The sequence below is a fragment of the Cupriavidus sp. UME77 genome, assembly GCF_014170355.1.
Lineage (GTDB): Bacteria > Pseudomonadota > Gammaproteobacteria > Burkholderiales > Burkholderiaceae > Cupriavidus > Cupriavidus basilensis.
The window spans coordinates 1-14587 of sequence record NZ_LZZU01000047.1 but is presented as its reverse complement, the minus strand read 5'-3'; the positions used below and the strand labels follow the sequence as shown (position 1 = coordinate 14587).

The window sequence follows — 14587 nt, the reverse complement described above, 5'->3', positions numbered from 1 at the left end:
TTGGCTGCGGTTGCCGTATGGGCCGGGTGGGGCCGGGCGGTCCGGGGGCCTGGATGGATCGGATCGGTGGTGCCAGCCAGGACATAGGCGCCTTGCGCTGCGCTGGCTCAGGTTATGAACAGGGTTCTCGGGTTGTCAACGGGGAGCGCCTTGCGCGTCGTTGTGCTGCGGGCGTTACCTGCGTGGGCCTGCCCTTACTGGTAACGCTTTGCATGGCGGTCTAGTTTACCTGTTATGCGTGTCGTAACCGTTTCAACGGATGTTTCAGCGCTCGCGCGCGGCAAGGGGAAGCCAGATGGAAACATGGCACATCGTGGTCAAGGGGAGGGTGCAGGGCGTGGGCTACCGTGTGGCCTGCGCGGGGCAGGCCGGGGCGCTCGGCATCAATGGCTGGGTGCGCAACCGGCGCGATGGCTCGGTCGAGGTCATGGCCTATGGGCCGCCGGATCGGCTGGAGGCCCTTTGCAACTGGATGCGCCGCGGGCCGCCGGACGCGCAGGTCAACGCGCTAGTGGCGTTGCCCGGCGCGGGTGAGTTCGAGGATTTCGACTGCCTGCCGACCGCTTGAGACGCGCCCGGCAGGCAGGCGGCTGCCCGGCGGCTCAGGTGGCGCGCCAGTCCACCGGCGCGGCGCCGTGGCGTTGCAGCCAATCGTTGGCCAGCCGGAAGTGCCCGCAGCCCAGGAAACCCCGGTGTGCCGATAGCGGTGACGGATGCGGCGCTTCCAGCACGCAATGCGTGCCGGCCAGCAAGGGCTTCTTGGCTTGCGCGTGGCTGCCCCACAACAGGAAGACAAGGTGCGGGCGCGCGGCGGACAAGGCCTGGATCAGGCAGTCGGTCACCGCTTCCCAGCCGCGCTTGGCGTGGCTGGCGGCCTGGCCTTGCTCCACCGTCAGCACGGTGTTGAGCAGCAGCACGCCCTGGCGCGCCCAGCCTTCGAGATTGCCGGAGGCAGGCATGGCGCCGCCTTCGTACTCCGCGGCGATTTCCTTGAAGATGTTGCGCAGGCTGGGCGGCACGCGCACGCCGTCCGGCACCGAGAAGGCCAGGCCGTGCGCCTGCGCAATCTCGCTGCCGTTGACCACGCCGGTGCCGTGATACGGGTCCTGGCCAAGGATGACCACTTTGACGGTCTCGGGCGGCGTCAGGTGCAAGGCGTGGAACACGTCATGCGGAAAGACCGGCTTGCCGCTGGCGCGCTCGCCGTCGACAAAGGCGGCCAGCTCCTGCCAGCCGGCGGTGTTCATGCAGGGGGCCAGCAATGCGCGCCAGGCCGCAGGCAGCGCGGCGGTTTGCTCCGACAGGCTGGCGGCGGCCGGGGCAGGCACGGGGGCGTTTTCGGTCTCGGCTGCGGTAACGGCCGGGGCTGCGAACAGGTCGGCCTGTGCGCTGTTGTGCTTGGTCATGCTGGAGGAGTACCTGTTTTTTTGGAGGGGCGAGAGGGCGCAGGCGCGCCAGCTCAGGCGCGGCCGGCAGCGGCGGCGAGCCGATAGCCGCGCGCGGCCTTGCTCTGGTCGGACGGCTTGAGGGGCGCAACGTGCTGCAGGCGCAGCGCCAGCGCACGCAGCGCGGCTTCGGCCTGTGCTTGCGTGGGAGCGTGGCCGGTGGCGCCAGGCAGCCACTCAAGCTCCAGTTCCTGGATTGCCTCTTGCGCGGCGCTGGCCGGCGCTGAAATGGTTCCGACGTCGAGCGCGGCCTCGATGCGCACCCCGTCCTGCTCTACCAGCCAGGTGCGCCGCGCGAAATCGGTGCGGAATACCGGTGCCAGGGTTGCGGCCAGTGGCGCCAGCAGGGCGCGCGCCTCGGGCGGGAAGGCGTCCAGCTCGATGGCTTCGGCTGCCACCCTGGTTTCCCACTCGTGGCGGGCGGCCAGCCCGGCTTCGCTCTTGCCCGCGGTCTTCAGCGTCTGCAGCCATTGCTCGCCGCGGCGGCGCAGCCGCAGGGCGGCGCGTGAGCTGGCGAGGTCGCGCGCGGGCGTGTCAAGGTACACGTTAAGCAGCGTGTGCTCGCCGCGCGCCTGTCCTTGTGCATCCAGCCAGGCCGCCAGCGCCGGCATGGCACCGTCCGGCACCGCCAGCTTGAGTTCGATTTCCTGGGCCATTGTGGTTTTATGTTTCCGTTCAGGCGAACAGGCGGGCCAGCTCGACACCCGGGTCGGGCGCGCGCATGAAGGCCTCGCCCACCAGGAAGGCGTGCACATTGGCGTCACGCATGCGGTGCACGTCGTCCGGGCCGATGATGCCGGATTCGGTCACCACCAGGCGGTCGTCGGGGATGCGCGGCAGCAGGTCCAGCGTGTTGTCGAGCGATACCTCGAAGGTCCGCAGGTTGCGGTTGTTCACGCCCAGCAGGGGCGTTTTCAGGCGCAGCGCGGCGTCGAGCTCTTCGCCGCCGTGCACTTCCACCAGCACGTCCATGCCGAGCTCGTGCGCGCAGGCTTCCAGTTCGGCCATCAGGCCCGGGTCCAGCGCGGACACGATCAGCAGGATGGCGTCGGCGCCCCAGCAGCGCGCTTCATAGACCTGGTACAGGTCGATCATGAAGTCCTTGCGCAAGGCCGGCAGCGGGCAGGCGCCGCGGGCACGCTTGAGGAATTCGGCGTGGCCCTGGAAGAAGTTCACGTCCGTCAGGACGGAAAGGCAGGCCGCGCCATGCGTGGCGTAGCTCTCGGCAATGGCCTCCGGCACGAAGTTCGCGCGCAGCACGCCCTTGGAGGGCGACGCTTTCTTCACCTCGGCGATCACCCCGGCGTTGCCGGCGGCGATCTTCTCGCGCAGCGCGCGTTCAAAGCCGCGCGGCGCCAGGCCCGGCTCGGTGCGCAGGCTCTCGGCTTCGGCACGCAGGCTGGGCAGGTCGCGCTTCTTGCGCGCCGCGTTCACTTCGTCGGCCTTCACGGCCAGGATTTTCTGCAGGATATCGGACATGCGGTAATTCTCTCGCGGGGCTGGATGGCTCTGGCTTACTTGAACTGCTGCGTGGCGCGCACGAACTGGTCGAGCTTTTCGCGCGCCGCGCCGCTGGCGATGGCCTCTCGCGCGCGCTGGATGCCGTCCTCGATCGAGCTGGCCACATTGGCCGCGTACAGCGCCGTGCCGGCGTTGAGCGTGACGATCTCGCGCGGGGTGCCGGGCACATCGGTGAGCGCTTCCAGCAGCATTTCCTTGGACTCGGTGGCGTCGGCCACCTTCAAGCCGCGGTTGGAGATCATCTGCAGGCCGAAATCCTCGGGGTGGACTTCGTACTCGCGCACTTCGCCGTCCTTGAGTTCGCCCACCAGCGTGGCGGCGCCCAGCGAGACCTCATCCATGCCGTCCTTGCCGTAGACCACCAGCGCATGACGCGCGCCCAGGCGCTGCATCACGCGTACCTGGATGCCGACCAGGTCGGGGTGGAACACGCCCATCAGGATATTGGGCGCGTCGGCAGGGTTGGTCAGCGGGCCCAGGATATTGAAGATGGTGCGCACGCCCATTTCCTTGCGGATCGGGGCGACGTTCTTCATGGCCGGGTGATGGGTAGGGGCGAACATGAAGCCGATGCCGGTCTGCTCGATGCAGTGCCCGACCTGCTCCGGCGTCAGCATGATATTCACGCCCAGCGCCTCCAGCACATCGGCGCTGCCCGACTTGGAGCTCACGCCACGGTTGCCGTGCTTGGCAATGCGCGCGCCGGCAGCGGACGCCACGAACATCGACGCGGTGGAGATATTGAACGTATGCGAGCCGTCGCCGCCGGTGCCGACGATGTCGACGAAGTTCTCGCGGTCCTTGACAGGCACCTTGTTGGCGAACTCGCGCATCACCTGCGCCGCCGCCGAGATCTCGCCGATGGTCTCCTTCTTGACCCGCAGGCCGGTCAGGATGGCCGCGGCCATCACCGGCGACATCTGGCCCTGCATGATCTGCCGCATCAGGTGCAGCATCTCGTCATGGAAGATCTCGCGGTGTTCGATGCAGCGGGTGAGGGCTTCCTGGGGCGTGATGGACATGGCGGTCTCGGTCTTTGCGTTGGTGTGGGCCGCGCCAGGGACAGGCGCGTCAGGCGTATCGAGCAGTCTCATCGGGGCGCCTTGACGAAGTTGGCCAGCAGCGCATGGCCATGCTCTGACAGGATGGACTCGGGGTGGAACTGCACCCCCTCGATGGCGAGCGTCTTATGGCGCACGCCCATGATTTCGCCATCCGGTGTCCAGGCCGTCACTTCCAGGCAATCCGGCAAGGTCTCGCGCTCGATCGCCAGGGAATGATAGCGCGTCACGTCGAAGTGCTTGGGCAGGCCGGCGAACACGCCTTCCTGCGTGGTCTCGATGCGGCTGACCTTGCCGTGCATGACCTGCTTGGCGCGGATCACCTTGCCGCCGAAGGCTTCGCCAATGGCCTGGTGGCCCAGGCACACGCCCAGCATCGGGATGCGGCCGGCAAAGTGCTGCAGCACTGCCACGGAAATGCCGGCTTCACGCGGGCTGCACGGGCCGGGCGAGACGCAGATATGGTCGGGCTTGAGCGCCTCGATCTCTTCCAGCGTGATTTCGTCGTTGCGATAGGTGCGCACGTCGGCGCCGAGTTCGCCGAAATATTGGACGATGTTGTAAGTAAACGAATCGTAGTTGTCGATCATCAGCAGCATGGCGGTTCCCCTGTTCCCTATACCTTAGATATCCGAGTCCAGGCCGTCCTGGACCTGCTCGGCGGCGCGGATCACGGCACGCGCCTTGGCTTCGGTTTCCCTCCATTCGGCTTCGGGGTCCGAGTCCGCAACGATGCCGGCGGCGGCCTGCACATAGAGATTGCCGTCCTTGACGATGCCGGTACGGATCGCAATCGCCAGGTCCATCTCGCCGCCGAAGGACAGGTAGCCCACCGCGCCGCCGTAGATGCCGCGCTTGCGCGGCTCCAGTTCGTCGATGATCTCCATCGCGTGCACCTTGGGCGCGCCCGACAGCGTGCCGGCCGGGAAGGTGGCGCGCAGCACGTCGAGGTTGCTCATGCCGGGTTTGAGCGTGCCTTCCACCGAGCTGACGATGTGCTGCACGTGGGAGTATTTCTCGATCACCATCTGGTCGGTGACCTTGACCGAGCCGATCTCGGCGATGCGGCCGATGTCGTTGCGCGCCAGGTCGATCAGCATCACGTGCTCGGCGATTTCCTTGGGATCGTTGAGCAGCTCGGTAGCCAGTTGCGCGTCCTTCTCCGGCGTGTTGCCGCGCGGACGGGTGCCGGCCAGCGGGCGGATGGTGACGATGTGATCCTCGCGCTGGTCGCCGTTGCTGCCCACGCGGCGGGTTTCCTGGCGCACCAGGATCTCGGGCGAGGCCCCCACGATCTGGAAGTCGCCGAAGTTGTAGAAGTACATGTATGGCGACGGGTTCAGCGAGCGCAGCGCGCGGTACAGCGTCAGCGGGGAGTCGCGGTACGGCTTGACCAGGCGCTGGCCGATCTGTACCTGCATCATGTCGCCAGCCATGATGTATTCCTTGGCCTTGTGCACGGCGGCGAGGTAGTCGGCCTTCTCGAATTCGCGGTAGACGTCGGTTTGCACCGAGGGGCTGGTGATGGGCACGTCCACCGGCTGGCGCAGCTTCATGCGCAGCTCGCGCAGGCGCTGGCGGGCGCGGGCGTAGGCTTCCGGCGTGGTCGGGTCGGCGTAGACGATCAGGTAGAGCTTGCCGGACAGGTTGTCGATCACGGCCAGCTCTTCGCACAGCAGCAGCTGGATGTCGGGCAGGTTCAGGTCGTCCGGCTTTTGCGTGTTGGCGAGCTTCTTCTCGATATAGCGCACCGCGTCGTAGCCGAAGTAGCCGGCCAGGCCGCCGCAAAAGCGCGGCAGGCCGGGGCGCAGCGCCACCTTGAAGCGCTTCTCGAAGTCGGCGATGAAGTCGAGCGGGTTGCCTTCATGGGTTTCCACCACGCGGCCATCCGTGACCACTTCGGTGCGCATGCCCGAGGCGCGCAGCAGGGTACGGGCGTGCAGGCCGATGAACGAGTAGCGTCCGAAGCGCTCGCCGCCCACCACGGATTCGAGCAAGAAGGTGTTGACCCCGCGCGTTTGCGATTGCGCCAGCTTCAGGTACAGCGACAGCGGCGTTTCCAGGTCGGCGAAGGCTTCGGTGATCAGGGGGATACGGTTGTAGCCCTGCTCGGCCAGCGATTTGAATTCCAGTTCGGTCATGTCGATCCTCTTGTGCGGCGGCGCCTGTCATTTCAGTATGGCGCACGTCGCGATGTCGGCAACTTGGGGCTGGAAGGTCGTCAGACCCGCCCCGGAGAGACCATGGCGCGGACGAGTGCCCACGCACGGCCGGGGTGGGCGTGCAGCGCGTTCGGATGACACCGGCGCAAGAGCTGGATGTCGGGCGGCTGGAAAATCAGAGAAGGTCCGGCAACCTGCCGGTCTGGCCTGCCCCATCCTGGTGCGGATGCATCCCGGAGATGCGGGAAAGGGGCGGTCAGGAGACTCGCGAACGCACTTTACGCCTGTTGGGAGGCGCGCCAGCGACGCCAGGGCCAGGCCTGCCGATCACTGCCAGAAGAGATGCGTTTGCGGTTCAGAAACATGAAATCGTGTTCAGCGATTTATGGTTTGGATGTTGGGTGGTGCTTTGGCTTCGGCGGCCTTGCGGCCGCCGGGGTCATGCCCGTTGTGCCGCCAACAGCTCGGCAACGCGAACAATGGAATCGACTATACCATCGGCGTCAACGCCTTGTACAGGATTGCCGTGGTTGTAGCCGTAGGGCACAAGCAGCACTCCCATGCCCGCCGCGCGGGCTGCCTGCGCATCGTTTTCCGAGTCGCCGATCGCGGCCATTTCGGCCGGCTCCAGGCGGAATGCATCGGCCACCTTGAGCAGAGGCAGGGGATCCGGCTTGCGCAGGGCGAAGGCGTCGCCGCCGTAGACGAGCTCGAAGAACCGGCCCAGGCCGGTCTTGGCCAGCAGCGGCTCGGTGAAGCTATGCGGCTTGTTGGTCACGCAGGCCATCCGAAGGCCGGCTGCCTTCAGGGCCGCCAGGCCTTCGGCGACGCCGGGGTAGACCTGCGAGAACTGACCGTTGATGCGCAGGTATTCGCGGTCGTACAGCGCCAGCGCATCGGCAAACATGCCGTTGGCGTGGGCTGGCGAGAAGCGCGCATCCAGCACGCGCCGGATCAGGTTCTCCGAGCCCTTGCCGACGAAGCTGACGATCTCTTCCTTGCTCATCGGCGCGGTGTCGCCAAGCGGCGGATGCAGGTGGACCAGCGCCTTCAGCATGGCATTGACCGCCGCGTGGAAGTCGCCGGCGGTGTCCACCATGGTGCCGTCCAGGTCGACGATGACGCCGCGGATGCCGCGCCAGTCGGTGCGCTTCATCTGCGCCGAGCTCATTGGCCTGCCTTGCCGACCTTGGCCAGCTCGCTGCGCATGGCCGACAGCACGCCCTTGTAGCCGCCGTCGGCGTCCGGCTTGCCGAACACGGCGGAGCCGGCGACAAACGTGTCGGCCCCCGCAGCGGCGATCTCGGCGATGTTGTCGATCTTCACGCCACCGTCCACTTCCAGCAGGATGCGGCGTCCGGTGCGCTCGGCGTACGCGTCGATGCGCTTGCGGGCCGCGCGCAGCTTGTTGAGCGTCTCGGGAATGAAGGACTGGCCGCCGAAGCCGGGGTTGACCGACATCAGCAGGATCACGTCGATGCGGTCCATCACGTGGTCCAGGTGGTGCAGCGGCGTGGCCGGGTTGAACACCAGGCCGGCCTGGCAGCCGTGTTCGCGGATCAGCGCCAGGGAGCGGTCGATATGCTCGCTGGCTTCCGGGTGGAAGGTGATGATATTGGCGCCTGCCTTGGCGAAGTCCGGAATGATGCGGTCCACCGGGCGCACCATCAGGTGCACGTCGATCGGGGCAGTCACGTGGGGGCGGATCGCCTCGCACACCAGCGGGCCCACGGTCAGGTTCGGCACGTAATGGTTGTCCATCACGTCGAAATGGATCCAGTCGGCGCCGTCCGCGGTCACGCGCCGCACTTCCTCGCCCAGGCGGGCAAAGTCGGCGGACAGGATGGACGGGGCGATGCGGTAGGTGGGCGTGCTCATGGCGGGGCTCGAAAGGAGGGTGCTTCAAGGGGGAAGCCGGTATTTTACCCTCCCCGCGCGGGGCGCCGCTGCCACCGGACAGGCAGCTTGCGGCGGCTTAGCTTGCCGCCCCCGGAGCCATGCCGCACAATGCGGCTACCCTGATCCCGCCTCTTAAGTGTCGACAATGAGCGAATACGCGTTTTCCGTGGCCGTACGTACCCAGTACCTGGCCGACCAGTCCGACCCTGAGCGCGGGCGCCATGCCTTCGCCTACACCATCACGATCCACAATACCGGCGAGGTGGCTGCGCAGCTGATCTCCCGGCACTGGGTCATCATCGATAGCGACAACGGCACCCAGGAAGTGGCTGGCCTTGGCGTGGTCGGGCACCAGCCCCTGCTCAAGCCGGGCGAGCATTTTGAGTACACCAGCTGGGCCACCATCTCGACCCCGGTGGGCTCGATGAAGGGAGAGTATTTCTGCGTGGCCGAGGATGGCCATCGCTTCGAGGTGCCGATCCCCGAGTTTGCGCTGGTCCTGCCGCGCATGTTGCACTGAGACGTTGTACTGAACGCGGCGGAACCTATTGGCCCGAAGCGCTGTCCTGATCCTGTTGGGTGCGCGCCGTGCCTTGTCCCGCATTTCCTCCATGTCCCGCACGCGACGGATGATCGTCCGGCGCGCGGCTGGGGCGCGGGTTCTTCTTGGCCGTGCCCATGGTCCAGACCACGATGAAGATCAGCAGGAAGAGCGCCAGTCCGGCCTCGAGGGCGAAGAGCAGCATGGGATGGGCTTCGAAGAACTTGCTCATGACAGGGCTACGTGGAGGCGACGGTGGGCATTGTAGGCCATCGGCAGATGCGTCCGGCCGCGATACGCTGAGTTTTCACCCAATCAAGATGGCATACCTGCATTCCCTTTTCCGACTTCCTTTTTCGTCTTCCCGCATCCCATCGGGACAGGCAGATACCGCTGCCCGCGGCCGCCGGCTCGGCTGGCTCGGGCTTGCCGCCGCCACCACACTGCTGGCCGGCTGCATGAGCGGCCCGCCGCCCCGCATCGAAGGCCCGGGCACCCGGCCCGTGACGCCGCCGACCGGTTCCACCCAGAAGGGCGTGCTGCAAGCCGCTAGCTGGGGCGAGATCGGCGGCTGGAGCCAGGACGACATGCGTGCCGCCTGGCCGGCGCTGCAGGCCAGTTGCCAGGCCCTGAGGAAGCGCGCCGAGTGGAACCGCGTCTGCGCGCTCGGCCTGATGGTCGATGCCGGCGACCTGGGCGCGATGCGCGCCTACTTCGAGTCCAACTTCCAGCCCTTCCGCGTGGTCAACGGCGATGGCACCGATAGCGGGCTGATCACCGGCTACTACGAGCCGATCCTGCACGGCGCACGCACACGCCAGGGACAGTACCAGGTCCCCCTGTATCGCAAGCCGCCCCAATGGGGCAACCGGGCGCTGCCGGCGCGCGGCGAACTGCTGCAGAACCCGGCCCTGCGCGGCCAGGAACTGGTCTGGGTGGATGATCCCGTGGAAGCCGCGTTCCTGCAGATCCAGGGCTCCGGCCGGATCCGCCTGCAGGACGGCAGCGTCATGCGGGTGGGCTTCGGCGGCACCAACGACCAGCCGTTCCGCTCCTTCGGCAAGTGGCTGCTCGACCGCGGCGAGATCACGCCGGCGCAGGCCACCATGCAAGGCATCAAGGCCTGGGCGCGGGCCAACCCGGGGCGCGTGGATGAAATGCTCAACGTGAACCCGCGCTTCGTCTTCTTCCGCGAGCTGCCGCCTAATAACGATGGCCCGGTCGGCGCGCTGGGCGTGCCGCTGACTGCCGAGCGCTCCATCGCGGTCGATCCCGCCACCATCCCGCTGGGCGTGCCGGTCTTCCTCTCGACCACGCGGCCGCTGTCGTCCGAGCCGATCCAGCGCCTGATGTTCGCGCAGGATACGGGTTCCGCCATCAAGGGCGGGGTGCGGGCTGACTTCTTCTGGGGGGCTGGCGATGCAGCTGGCGAGACCGCCGGACGGATGAAGCAGGGTGGGCGCATGTGGGTGCTGATGCCGCGCAGCTAGGGCATGAAAGCAGGTGCCGTCCATTCCTGGCCGGCACTTGCTTGTTGCCTCTCTACCTTCAGCGCTTCAGCGCGGGCGCTGGTCGACGATGCGCCGCGCCTTGCCCACCGAGCGCTCCACGCCGCCGCTAGGCAGGATCTCGATGCCAACGGTCACGCCGATGAACGCCTTGATGTCGTAGGTCAATTGGGCGCTGGCCTGATGCGTGGCTGCCGGGTTGACGCCATGCGCGCATTCCACGCGCACGGTCAGCACATCGAGATGGCCATCCTTGGTCAGCACGCACTGGTAGTGCGGCGCCAGTTCGGCGTGCTTGAGGATTAGCTCCTCGATCTGCGAGGGGAACACATTGACGCCACGGATAATCATCATGTCGTCGGTGCGGCCGGTCACTTTCTCCATGCGGCGGAAGGCGCTGCGGGCGCTGCCGGGCAGCAGCCGCGTGAGATCCCGGGTCCGGTAACGGACGATCGGCAGGGCCTCCTTGGACAGCGACGTAAAGACCAGCTCGCCGAATTCGCCGTCGGGCAGCACCTCGCCGGTGACGGGATCGATCACCTCCGGGTAGAAATGATCCTCCCAGATGGTCGGGCCATCCTTGGTCTCTGCGCACTCGCTGGCCACGCCCGGCCCCATGACTTCCGACAGCCCGTAGATATCCACCGCCGAGATGCCCATGCGCTTCTCGATGGCCAGGCGCATCTCGGGCGTCCACGGTTCCGCGCCGAAGATGCCGACCTTGAGGGAACTGGAGGTCGGGTCGATGCCCTGGCGCTCGAACTCGTCGGCGATGGCCAGCATGTAGCTAGGCGTGACCATGATCACTTCCGGCTTGAAGTCCTGGATCAGCTGCACCTGCCGCTCGGTCTGGCCGCCACCGAACGGGATCGCGGTGAGCCCTGCCTTTTCCACGCCATAGTGCGCGCCGAGTCCGCCGGTAAAGAGCCCGTAGCCGTAGCTGATATGCACCTTGTCGCCGCGCCGCGCGCCGGCCGCGCGGATCGAGCGCGCCACCACCGTGGCCCAGGTGTCGATGTCTTTCAAGGTGTAGCCCACCACCGTGGGCTTGCCGGTCGTGCCCGACGAGGCATGGATGCGTGCCACGCGGTCCTGGGGCACGGCGAACATCCCGAATGGGTAGTTATCGCGCAAGTCCTGCTTGGTGGTGAACGGAAAGCGGGCGAGGTCGGCCAGCTTGCGGATCTGGTTCGGGTGGACGCCGGCGGCATCGAACTTGCGGCGGTAGACCGGCGAATTCTGATAGGCGTGGTTGAGCGACCATTGCAGGCGTTCCAGTTGCAACGCCTGCAATGCGTCGCGGCTGGCGGTCTCGATCGGCTCGAGCGGCAGATCTGTCAGGCGCGTCATGGTGTCTCCTGCGCGGGGCTTATGTTTGCTTGTCTTTGTATGTGTCCGGGCCAGGCATCACTGCGCGGCGCCCGGCGGGGCGACCACATGCCCCTTGATCTGCGCGGACTTGCCACGGAACATCGCCACTGGCTCGCCGGCGCGGTTGGTCACCCGGATATCGTAGATGCCATGCCGGCCCGACAGGACCTGCTCCGTGGCTTCTGCCGTCAGCACGTCACCGCCTTGCACGGGTTTGAGGAACTCGATGCTGCAGCCTGCCGCCACCGTATTGATATTGTGGCTGTTGCAAGCGAAGGCAAAGGCCGAGTCGGCCAGCGTGAACATCAGGCCGCCGTGGCAGATGCCGTGGCCGTTGAGGAATTCCCGGCGCACCGGCATGGACAAGCGCGCGTAGCCGGGCCGCACGGCCTCGACGATGATGCCCAGCCAGCGGCTGCAGGTATCGGCTTCGTACATGCTGGCGGCGGCGCTTTCCGCAAGGGCCTGGGGATTGTGTGTCAAGCTGGTCTCCTGATCGGGCTGTTGGCTGGGCTGCGCTGCGATATTGGCAATCCTATCGCCCTGTGAAGCGCGGTGCGCGTTTTTCCAGGAAGGCGTTCACACCCTCGGCATAGTCGGGCGACGCGCCCAGCTCACGCTGCAGGTCGCGTTCCAGGTCGAGCTGGGCATCGAGCCCCTGGCTCGCGCCGGCGTACATGGCTTGCTTGATGGCGGCCAGGGCGCGCGTCGGCTGGGCCGCCAGGTGCGTGGCCAGCGCCAGCGCCTGCTCGGGCAACAGCGGATCGTCCATTGCCTCCCAGATCAGGCCCCACTTCTCCGCCTCATCGGCGCTGAGCTTGTCGCCCGTCATGGCCAGGCCCATGGCGCGGGCCATGCCGATGCGCTTGGGCAGCAGCCAGGTGCCGCCAGAATCCGGCACCAGCCCGATCTTGACGAAGGCCTGGATGAAGCTGGCCGAGCGCGCCGCCAGCACCATGTCGCAAGCCAGCGCCAGGTTGGCCCCCGCGCCGGCCGCCGTGCCGTTGACGGCGGCAATCACCGGCAGCGGCAGTTTTTGCAGGCGCCGGACCAGCCGGTTGAACCACACATCGATCAACTCACCGAGGTCGGTCATGGCGCCGGGCGTGAAATCCAGGTCGGCCAGGTCCTGCCCCGCGCAGAAGCCGCGCCCGGCACCGGTCAGCAGCAGGGCGCGGGCGCCGCCGGCTTCCACATGGTCGAGTGCCTGCTGCAGCACGGCGTGCATTTCGCGGGTAAAGCTATTGAGCTTGTCGGGGCGATTCAGCGTGATGACCGCTACCTGGCCATGCCAGGCGAGCAGTATCGGGCCGGAAGTCAGGCTGGTCTGTGGGGGCGTAGCTGGCATCTTTCGTCTCCTGCCATGTCAGTGGAGGCAATGTCTGGCGGTGCGCGGTCACTCTTATATAGGAGGAGCCGGATCGCTGTTTAAATTAACCGACCAGTCGGTCGGCAAATGGTAGCACTAATTTCCGCACGCGAGTATCGTCTCGCAGGGTAACGAATCGATCCACTTTCCGCTTTCCGACTTCCCATCCAAGAGGAGAACACATGCCGTACGAGAACATTCTGGTGGAAACGCGCGGGCGCGTTGGCCTGGTGACGCTGAATCGACCCAAGGCCCTGAACGCGCTCAACGACGCGCTGATGGATGAGCTGGGCGCGGCGCTGCTCGCGTTCGACGCCGATGAAGCCATCGGCAGCATCGTGATCACCGGCAGCGAACGCGCGTTTGCCGCTGGCGCCGATATCGGCATGATGGCCAAGTACTCCTATATGGATGTGTACAAGGGCGACTACATCACGCGCAACTGGGAAACGATCCGCCGCATCCGCAAGCCGGTGATCGCGGCTGTGGCCGGCTACGCGCTCGGCGGCGGCTGCGAACTGGCGATGATGTGCGACATCATCATCGCCGCCGATACCGCGCGCTTCGGCCAGCCCGAGGTCAAGCTGGGCACGATGCCCGGCGCCGGCGGCACCCAACGCCTGCCGCGCGCGGTCTCCAAGGCCAAAGCCATGGACCTGTGCCTGACTTCGCGCATGATGGACGCGGCGGAAGCCGAGCGCGCCGGCCTCGTGTCGCGCGTGGTTGCCGCCGACAAACTGCTCGACGATGCGCTGGCCGCCGCCGAGACCATCGCCGGCTTCTCGCTGCCGGTGGTGATGATGATCAAGGAGTCGATCAACGCGGCTTACGAGACCAGCCTTTCCGAGGGTGTGCACCTGGAGCGCCGCTTGTTCCACTCCACCTTTGCGACGGAAGACCAGAAGGAAGGGATGGCCGCTTTTGTGGAGAAGAGGACGCCAGATTTCAAGCATCGCTAAAACTTGATAGGTGAATACCCGAGTAACTTCATCGGGTATTTACCTTCCGATGCGGGTTAAGCGGGTCGTATTTTCTTTATAGATCAATGGGTTGTTTCTGCACCTTCGGCGCGCCTCGCATACTCATGTGACAAAACGATTGCCAAGGTCCGGGGAGGCGCATATGATTCGCCCCCTCGCAACACGAAACACCACTGCAAAGCAGACGGGACAAGGGTTGCGGGGTCGGCAGGGGTGGTTGGCGGCGCGAACGGCGCAGCGAGCTGAAGGAAAAAACCTGTTGACGAAACGATGATCACGCTTCATAATCTCGTTTCTCTGCTGCAGCAAACGCAGCGACGCGGTAAGCAAAGCGAACCGTGGCAAGTTCTTTAACAAACAAACAACCGATAAGTGTGGGCGCTTGATAGCGGATGCGGAAGACTTCGGTCTTTTAGCTTACAAGTTATAAAGTGCTCGCACAGTAAAACATGTTGGTTATGTCCGGGGTGCAAATCGCGGATGTAACCAGTCAGTTTTCTGAGAGTGAGCGACCGCTCGAAAGAGCGAGATCCGCAAGGATCACACAGGTATTAAACTGAAGAGTTTGATCCTGGCTCAGATTGAACGCTGGCGGCATGCCTTACACATGCAAGTCGAACGGCAGCACGGGAGCAATCCTGGTGGCGAGTGGCGAACGGGTGAGTAATACATCGGAACGTGCCCTGTCGTGGGGGATAACTAGTCGAAAGATTAGCTAATACCGCATACG

At 65.8% G+C, this 14587-nt stretch carries 16 protein-coding genes and 1 rRNA gene; 5 read left to right on the top strand and 12 right to left on the bottom strand.

The features are described from left to right. The first annotated feature begins 295 nt into the window (after positions 1-295). Positions 296-568 (top strand): acylphosphatase, encoded by a 273-nt coding sequence (locus tag A9975_RS18815; RefSeq protein ID WP_150985647.1) that lies wholly within the window; start codon positions 296-298, stop codon positions 566-568. 34 nt (positions 569-602) lie between these two features. Here A9975_RS18815 and A9975_RS18810 read toward each other — a convergent pair whose 3' ends face one another. From A9975_RS18810 to rpe, 8 genes are all read right to left on the bottom strand, one after another. Beyond that, positions 603-1406, bottom strand: a complete 804-nt coding sequence (locus tag A9975_RS18810; RefSeq protein WP_183034134.1) for a uracil-DNA glycosylase — start codon at positions 1404-1406, stop codon at positions 603-605. 53 nt (positions 1407-1459) lie between these two features. Beyond that, positions 1460-2101, bottom strand: a complete 642-nt coding sequence (locus A9975_RS18805) for a CYTH domain-containing protein (protein ID WP_183034133.1) — start codon at positions 2099-2101, stop codon at positions 1460-1462. Positions 2102-2120: 19 nt separating this feature from the next. Then, positions 2121-2924 carry an indole-3-glycerol phosphate synthase TrpC gene (gene trpC / locus A9975_RS18800; protein WP_183034132.1) on the bottom strand — a complete coding sequence of 268 codons (804 nt, stop codon included), beginning with the start codon at positions 2922-2924 and terminating at the stop codon, positions 2121-2123. Positions 2925-2959: 35 nt separating this feature from the next. After that, positions 2960-3988: an anthranilate phosphoribosyltransferase gene (trpD, locus tag A9975_RS18795; RefSeq protein ID WP_006162588.1), complete on the bottom strand. Its 1029-nt coding sequence runs from the start codon at positions 3986-3988 to the stop codon at positions 2960-2962. 68 nt (positions 3989-4056) lie between these two features. Next, the gene (locus A9975_RS18790) at positions 4057-4626 is read right to left on the bottom strand and encodes an aminodeoxychorismate/anthranilate synthase component II (protein ID WP_006162587.1); all 570 of its coding nucleotides are present in this window, start codon (positions 4624-4626) and stop codon (positions 4057-4059) included. Between the two features lie 24 nt (positions 4627-4650). Beyond that, positions 4651-6168, bottom strand: a complete 1518-nt coding sequence (gene trpE, locus A9975_RS18785) for an anthranilate synthase component I (RefSeq protein WP_150985644.1) — start codon at positions 6166-6168, stop codon at positions 4651-4653. A gap of 460 nt (positions 6169-6628) precedes the next feature. Then, the gene (gph, locus tag A9975_RS18780) at positions 6629-7360 is read right to left on the bottom strand and encodes a phosphoglycolate phosphatase (RefSeq protein WP_183034131.1); all 732 of its coding nucleotides are present in this window, start codon (positions 7358-7360) and stop codon (positions 6629-6631) included. Then, positions 7357-8067 carry a ribulose-phosphate 3-epimerase gene (rpe, locus tag A9975_RS18775; RefSeq protein ID WP_183034130.1) on the bottom strand — a complete coding sequence of 237 codons (711 nt, stop codon included), beginning with the start codon at positions 8065-8067 and terminating at the stop codon, positions 7357-7359. The genes gph and rpe overlap by 4 nt, the downstream gene beginning before the upstream one ends. A gap of 166 nt (positions 8068-8233) precedes the next feature. Here rpe and apaG point away from each other — a divergent pair, with 166 nt between their 5' ends. Continuing rightward, positions 8234-8608 (top strand): Co2+/Mg2+ efflux protein ApaG, encoded by a 375-nt coding sequence (gene apaG, locus A9975_RS18770; RefSeq protein WP_183034129.1) that lies wholly within the window; start codon positions 8234-8236, stop codon positions 8606-8608. Positions 8609-8633: 25 nt separating this feature from the next. Here the strand turns inward: apaG and A9975_RS18765 are convergent, their stop codons facing one another. After that, a complete protein-coding gene (locus A9975_RS18765) occupies positions 8634-8861 on the bottom strand; it encodes a hypothetical protein (protein ID WP_043349921.1) in 228 nt (75 codons plus the stop codon). Positions 8862-8949: 88 nt separating this feature from the next. On the opposite strand from A9975_RS18765, the gene A9975_RS18760 reads away from it, so the two are divergent. Beyond that, positions 8950-10119: a murein transglycosylase A gene (locus A9975_RS18760; RefSeq protein WP_183034128.1), complete on the top strand. Its 1170-nt coding sequence runs from the start codon at positions 8950-8952 to the stop codon at positions 10117-10119. A gap of 66 nt (positions 10120-10185) precedes the next feature. On the opposite strand, the gene paaK is transcribed toward A9975_RS18760, so the two are convergent. The 3 genes from paaK to paaG are packed head-to-tail and all read right to left on the bottom strand — an operon-like array spanning position 10186 to position 12856. Further along, positions 10186-11487: a phenylacetate--CoA ligase PaaK gene (paaK, locus tag A9975_RS18755; protein WP_183034127.1), complete on the bottom strand. Its 1302-nt coding sequence runs from the start codon at positions 11485-11487 to the stop codon at positions 10186-10188. Between the two features lie 57 nt (positions 11488-11544). After that, positions 11545-11991 (bottom strand): hydroxyphenylacetyl-CoA thioesterase PaaI, encoded by a 447-nt coding sequence (gene paaI / locus A9975_RS18750; protein WP_183034126.1) that lies wholly within the window; start codon positions 11989-11991, stop codon positions 11545-11547. A 52-nt stretch (positions 11992-12043) separates the two neighbouring features. Then, positions 12044-12856, bottom strand: coding sequence for a 2-(1,2-epoxy-1,2-dihydrophenyl)acetyl-CoA isomerase PaaG (gene paaG / locus A9975_RS18745; protein ID WP_255503307.1), 813 nt, complete (start codon positions 12854-12856; stop codon positions 12044-12046). A 203-nt stretch (positions 12857-13059) separates the two neighbouring features. Between paaG and A9975_RS18740 the strand changes: the two genes are divergently transcribed. Continuing rightward, entirely contained in the window at positions 13060-13836 is a 777-nt protein-coding gene (locus A9975_RS18740) for an enoyl-CoA hydratase (RefSeq protein WP_183034125.1), read from the top strand. 574 nt (positions 13837-14410) lie between these two features. Beyond that, a 16S ribosomal RNA gene (locus A9975_RS18735) occupies positions 14411-14587 on the top strand; the annotation flags it as partial.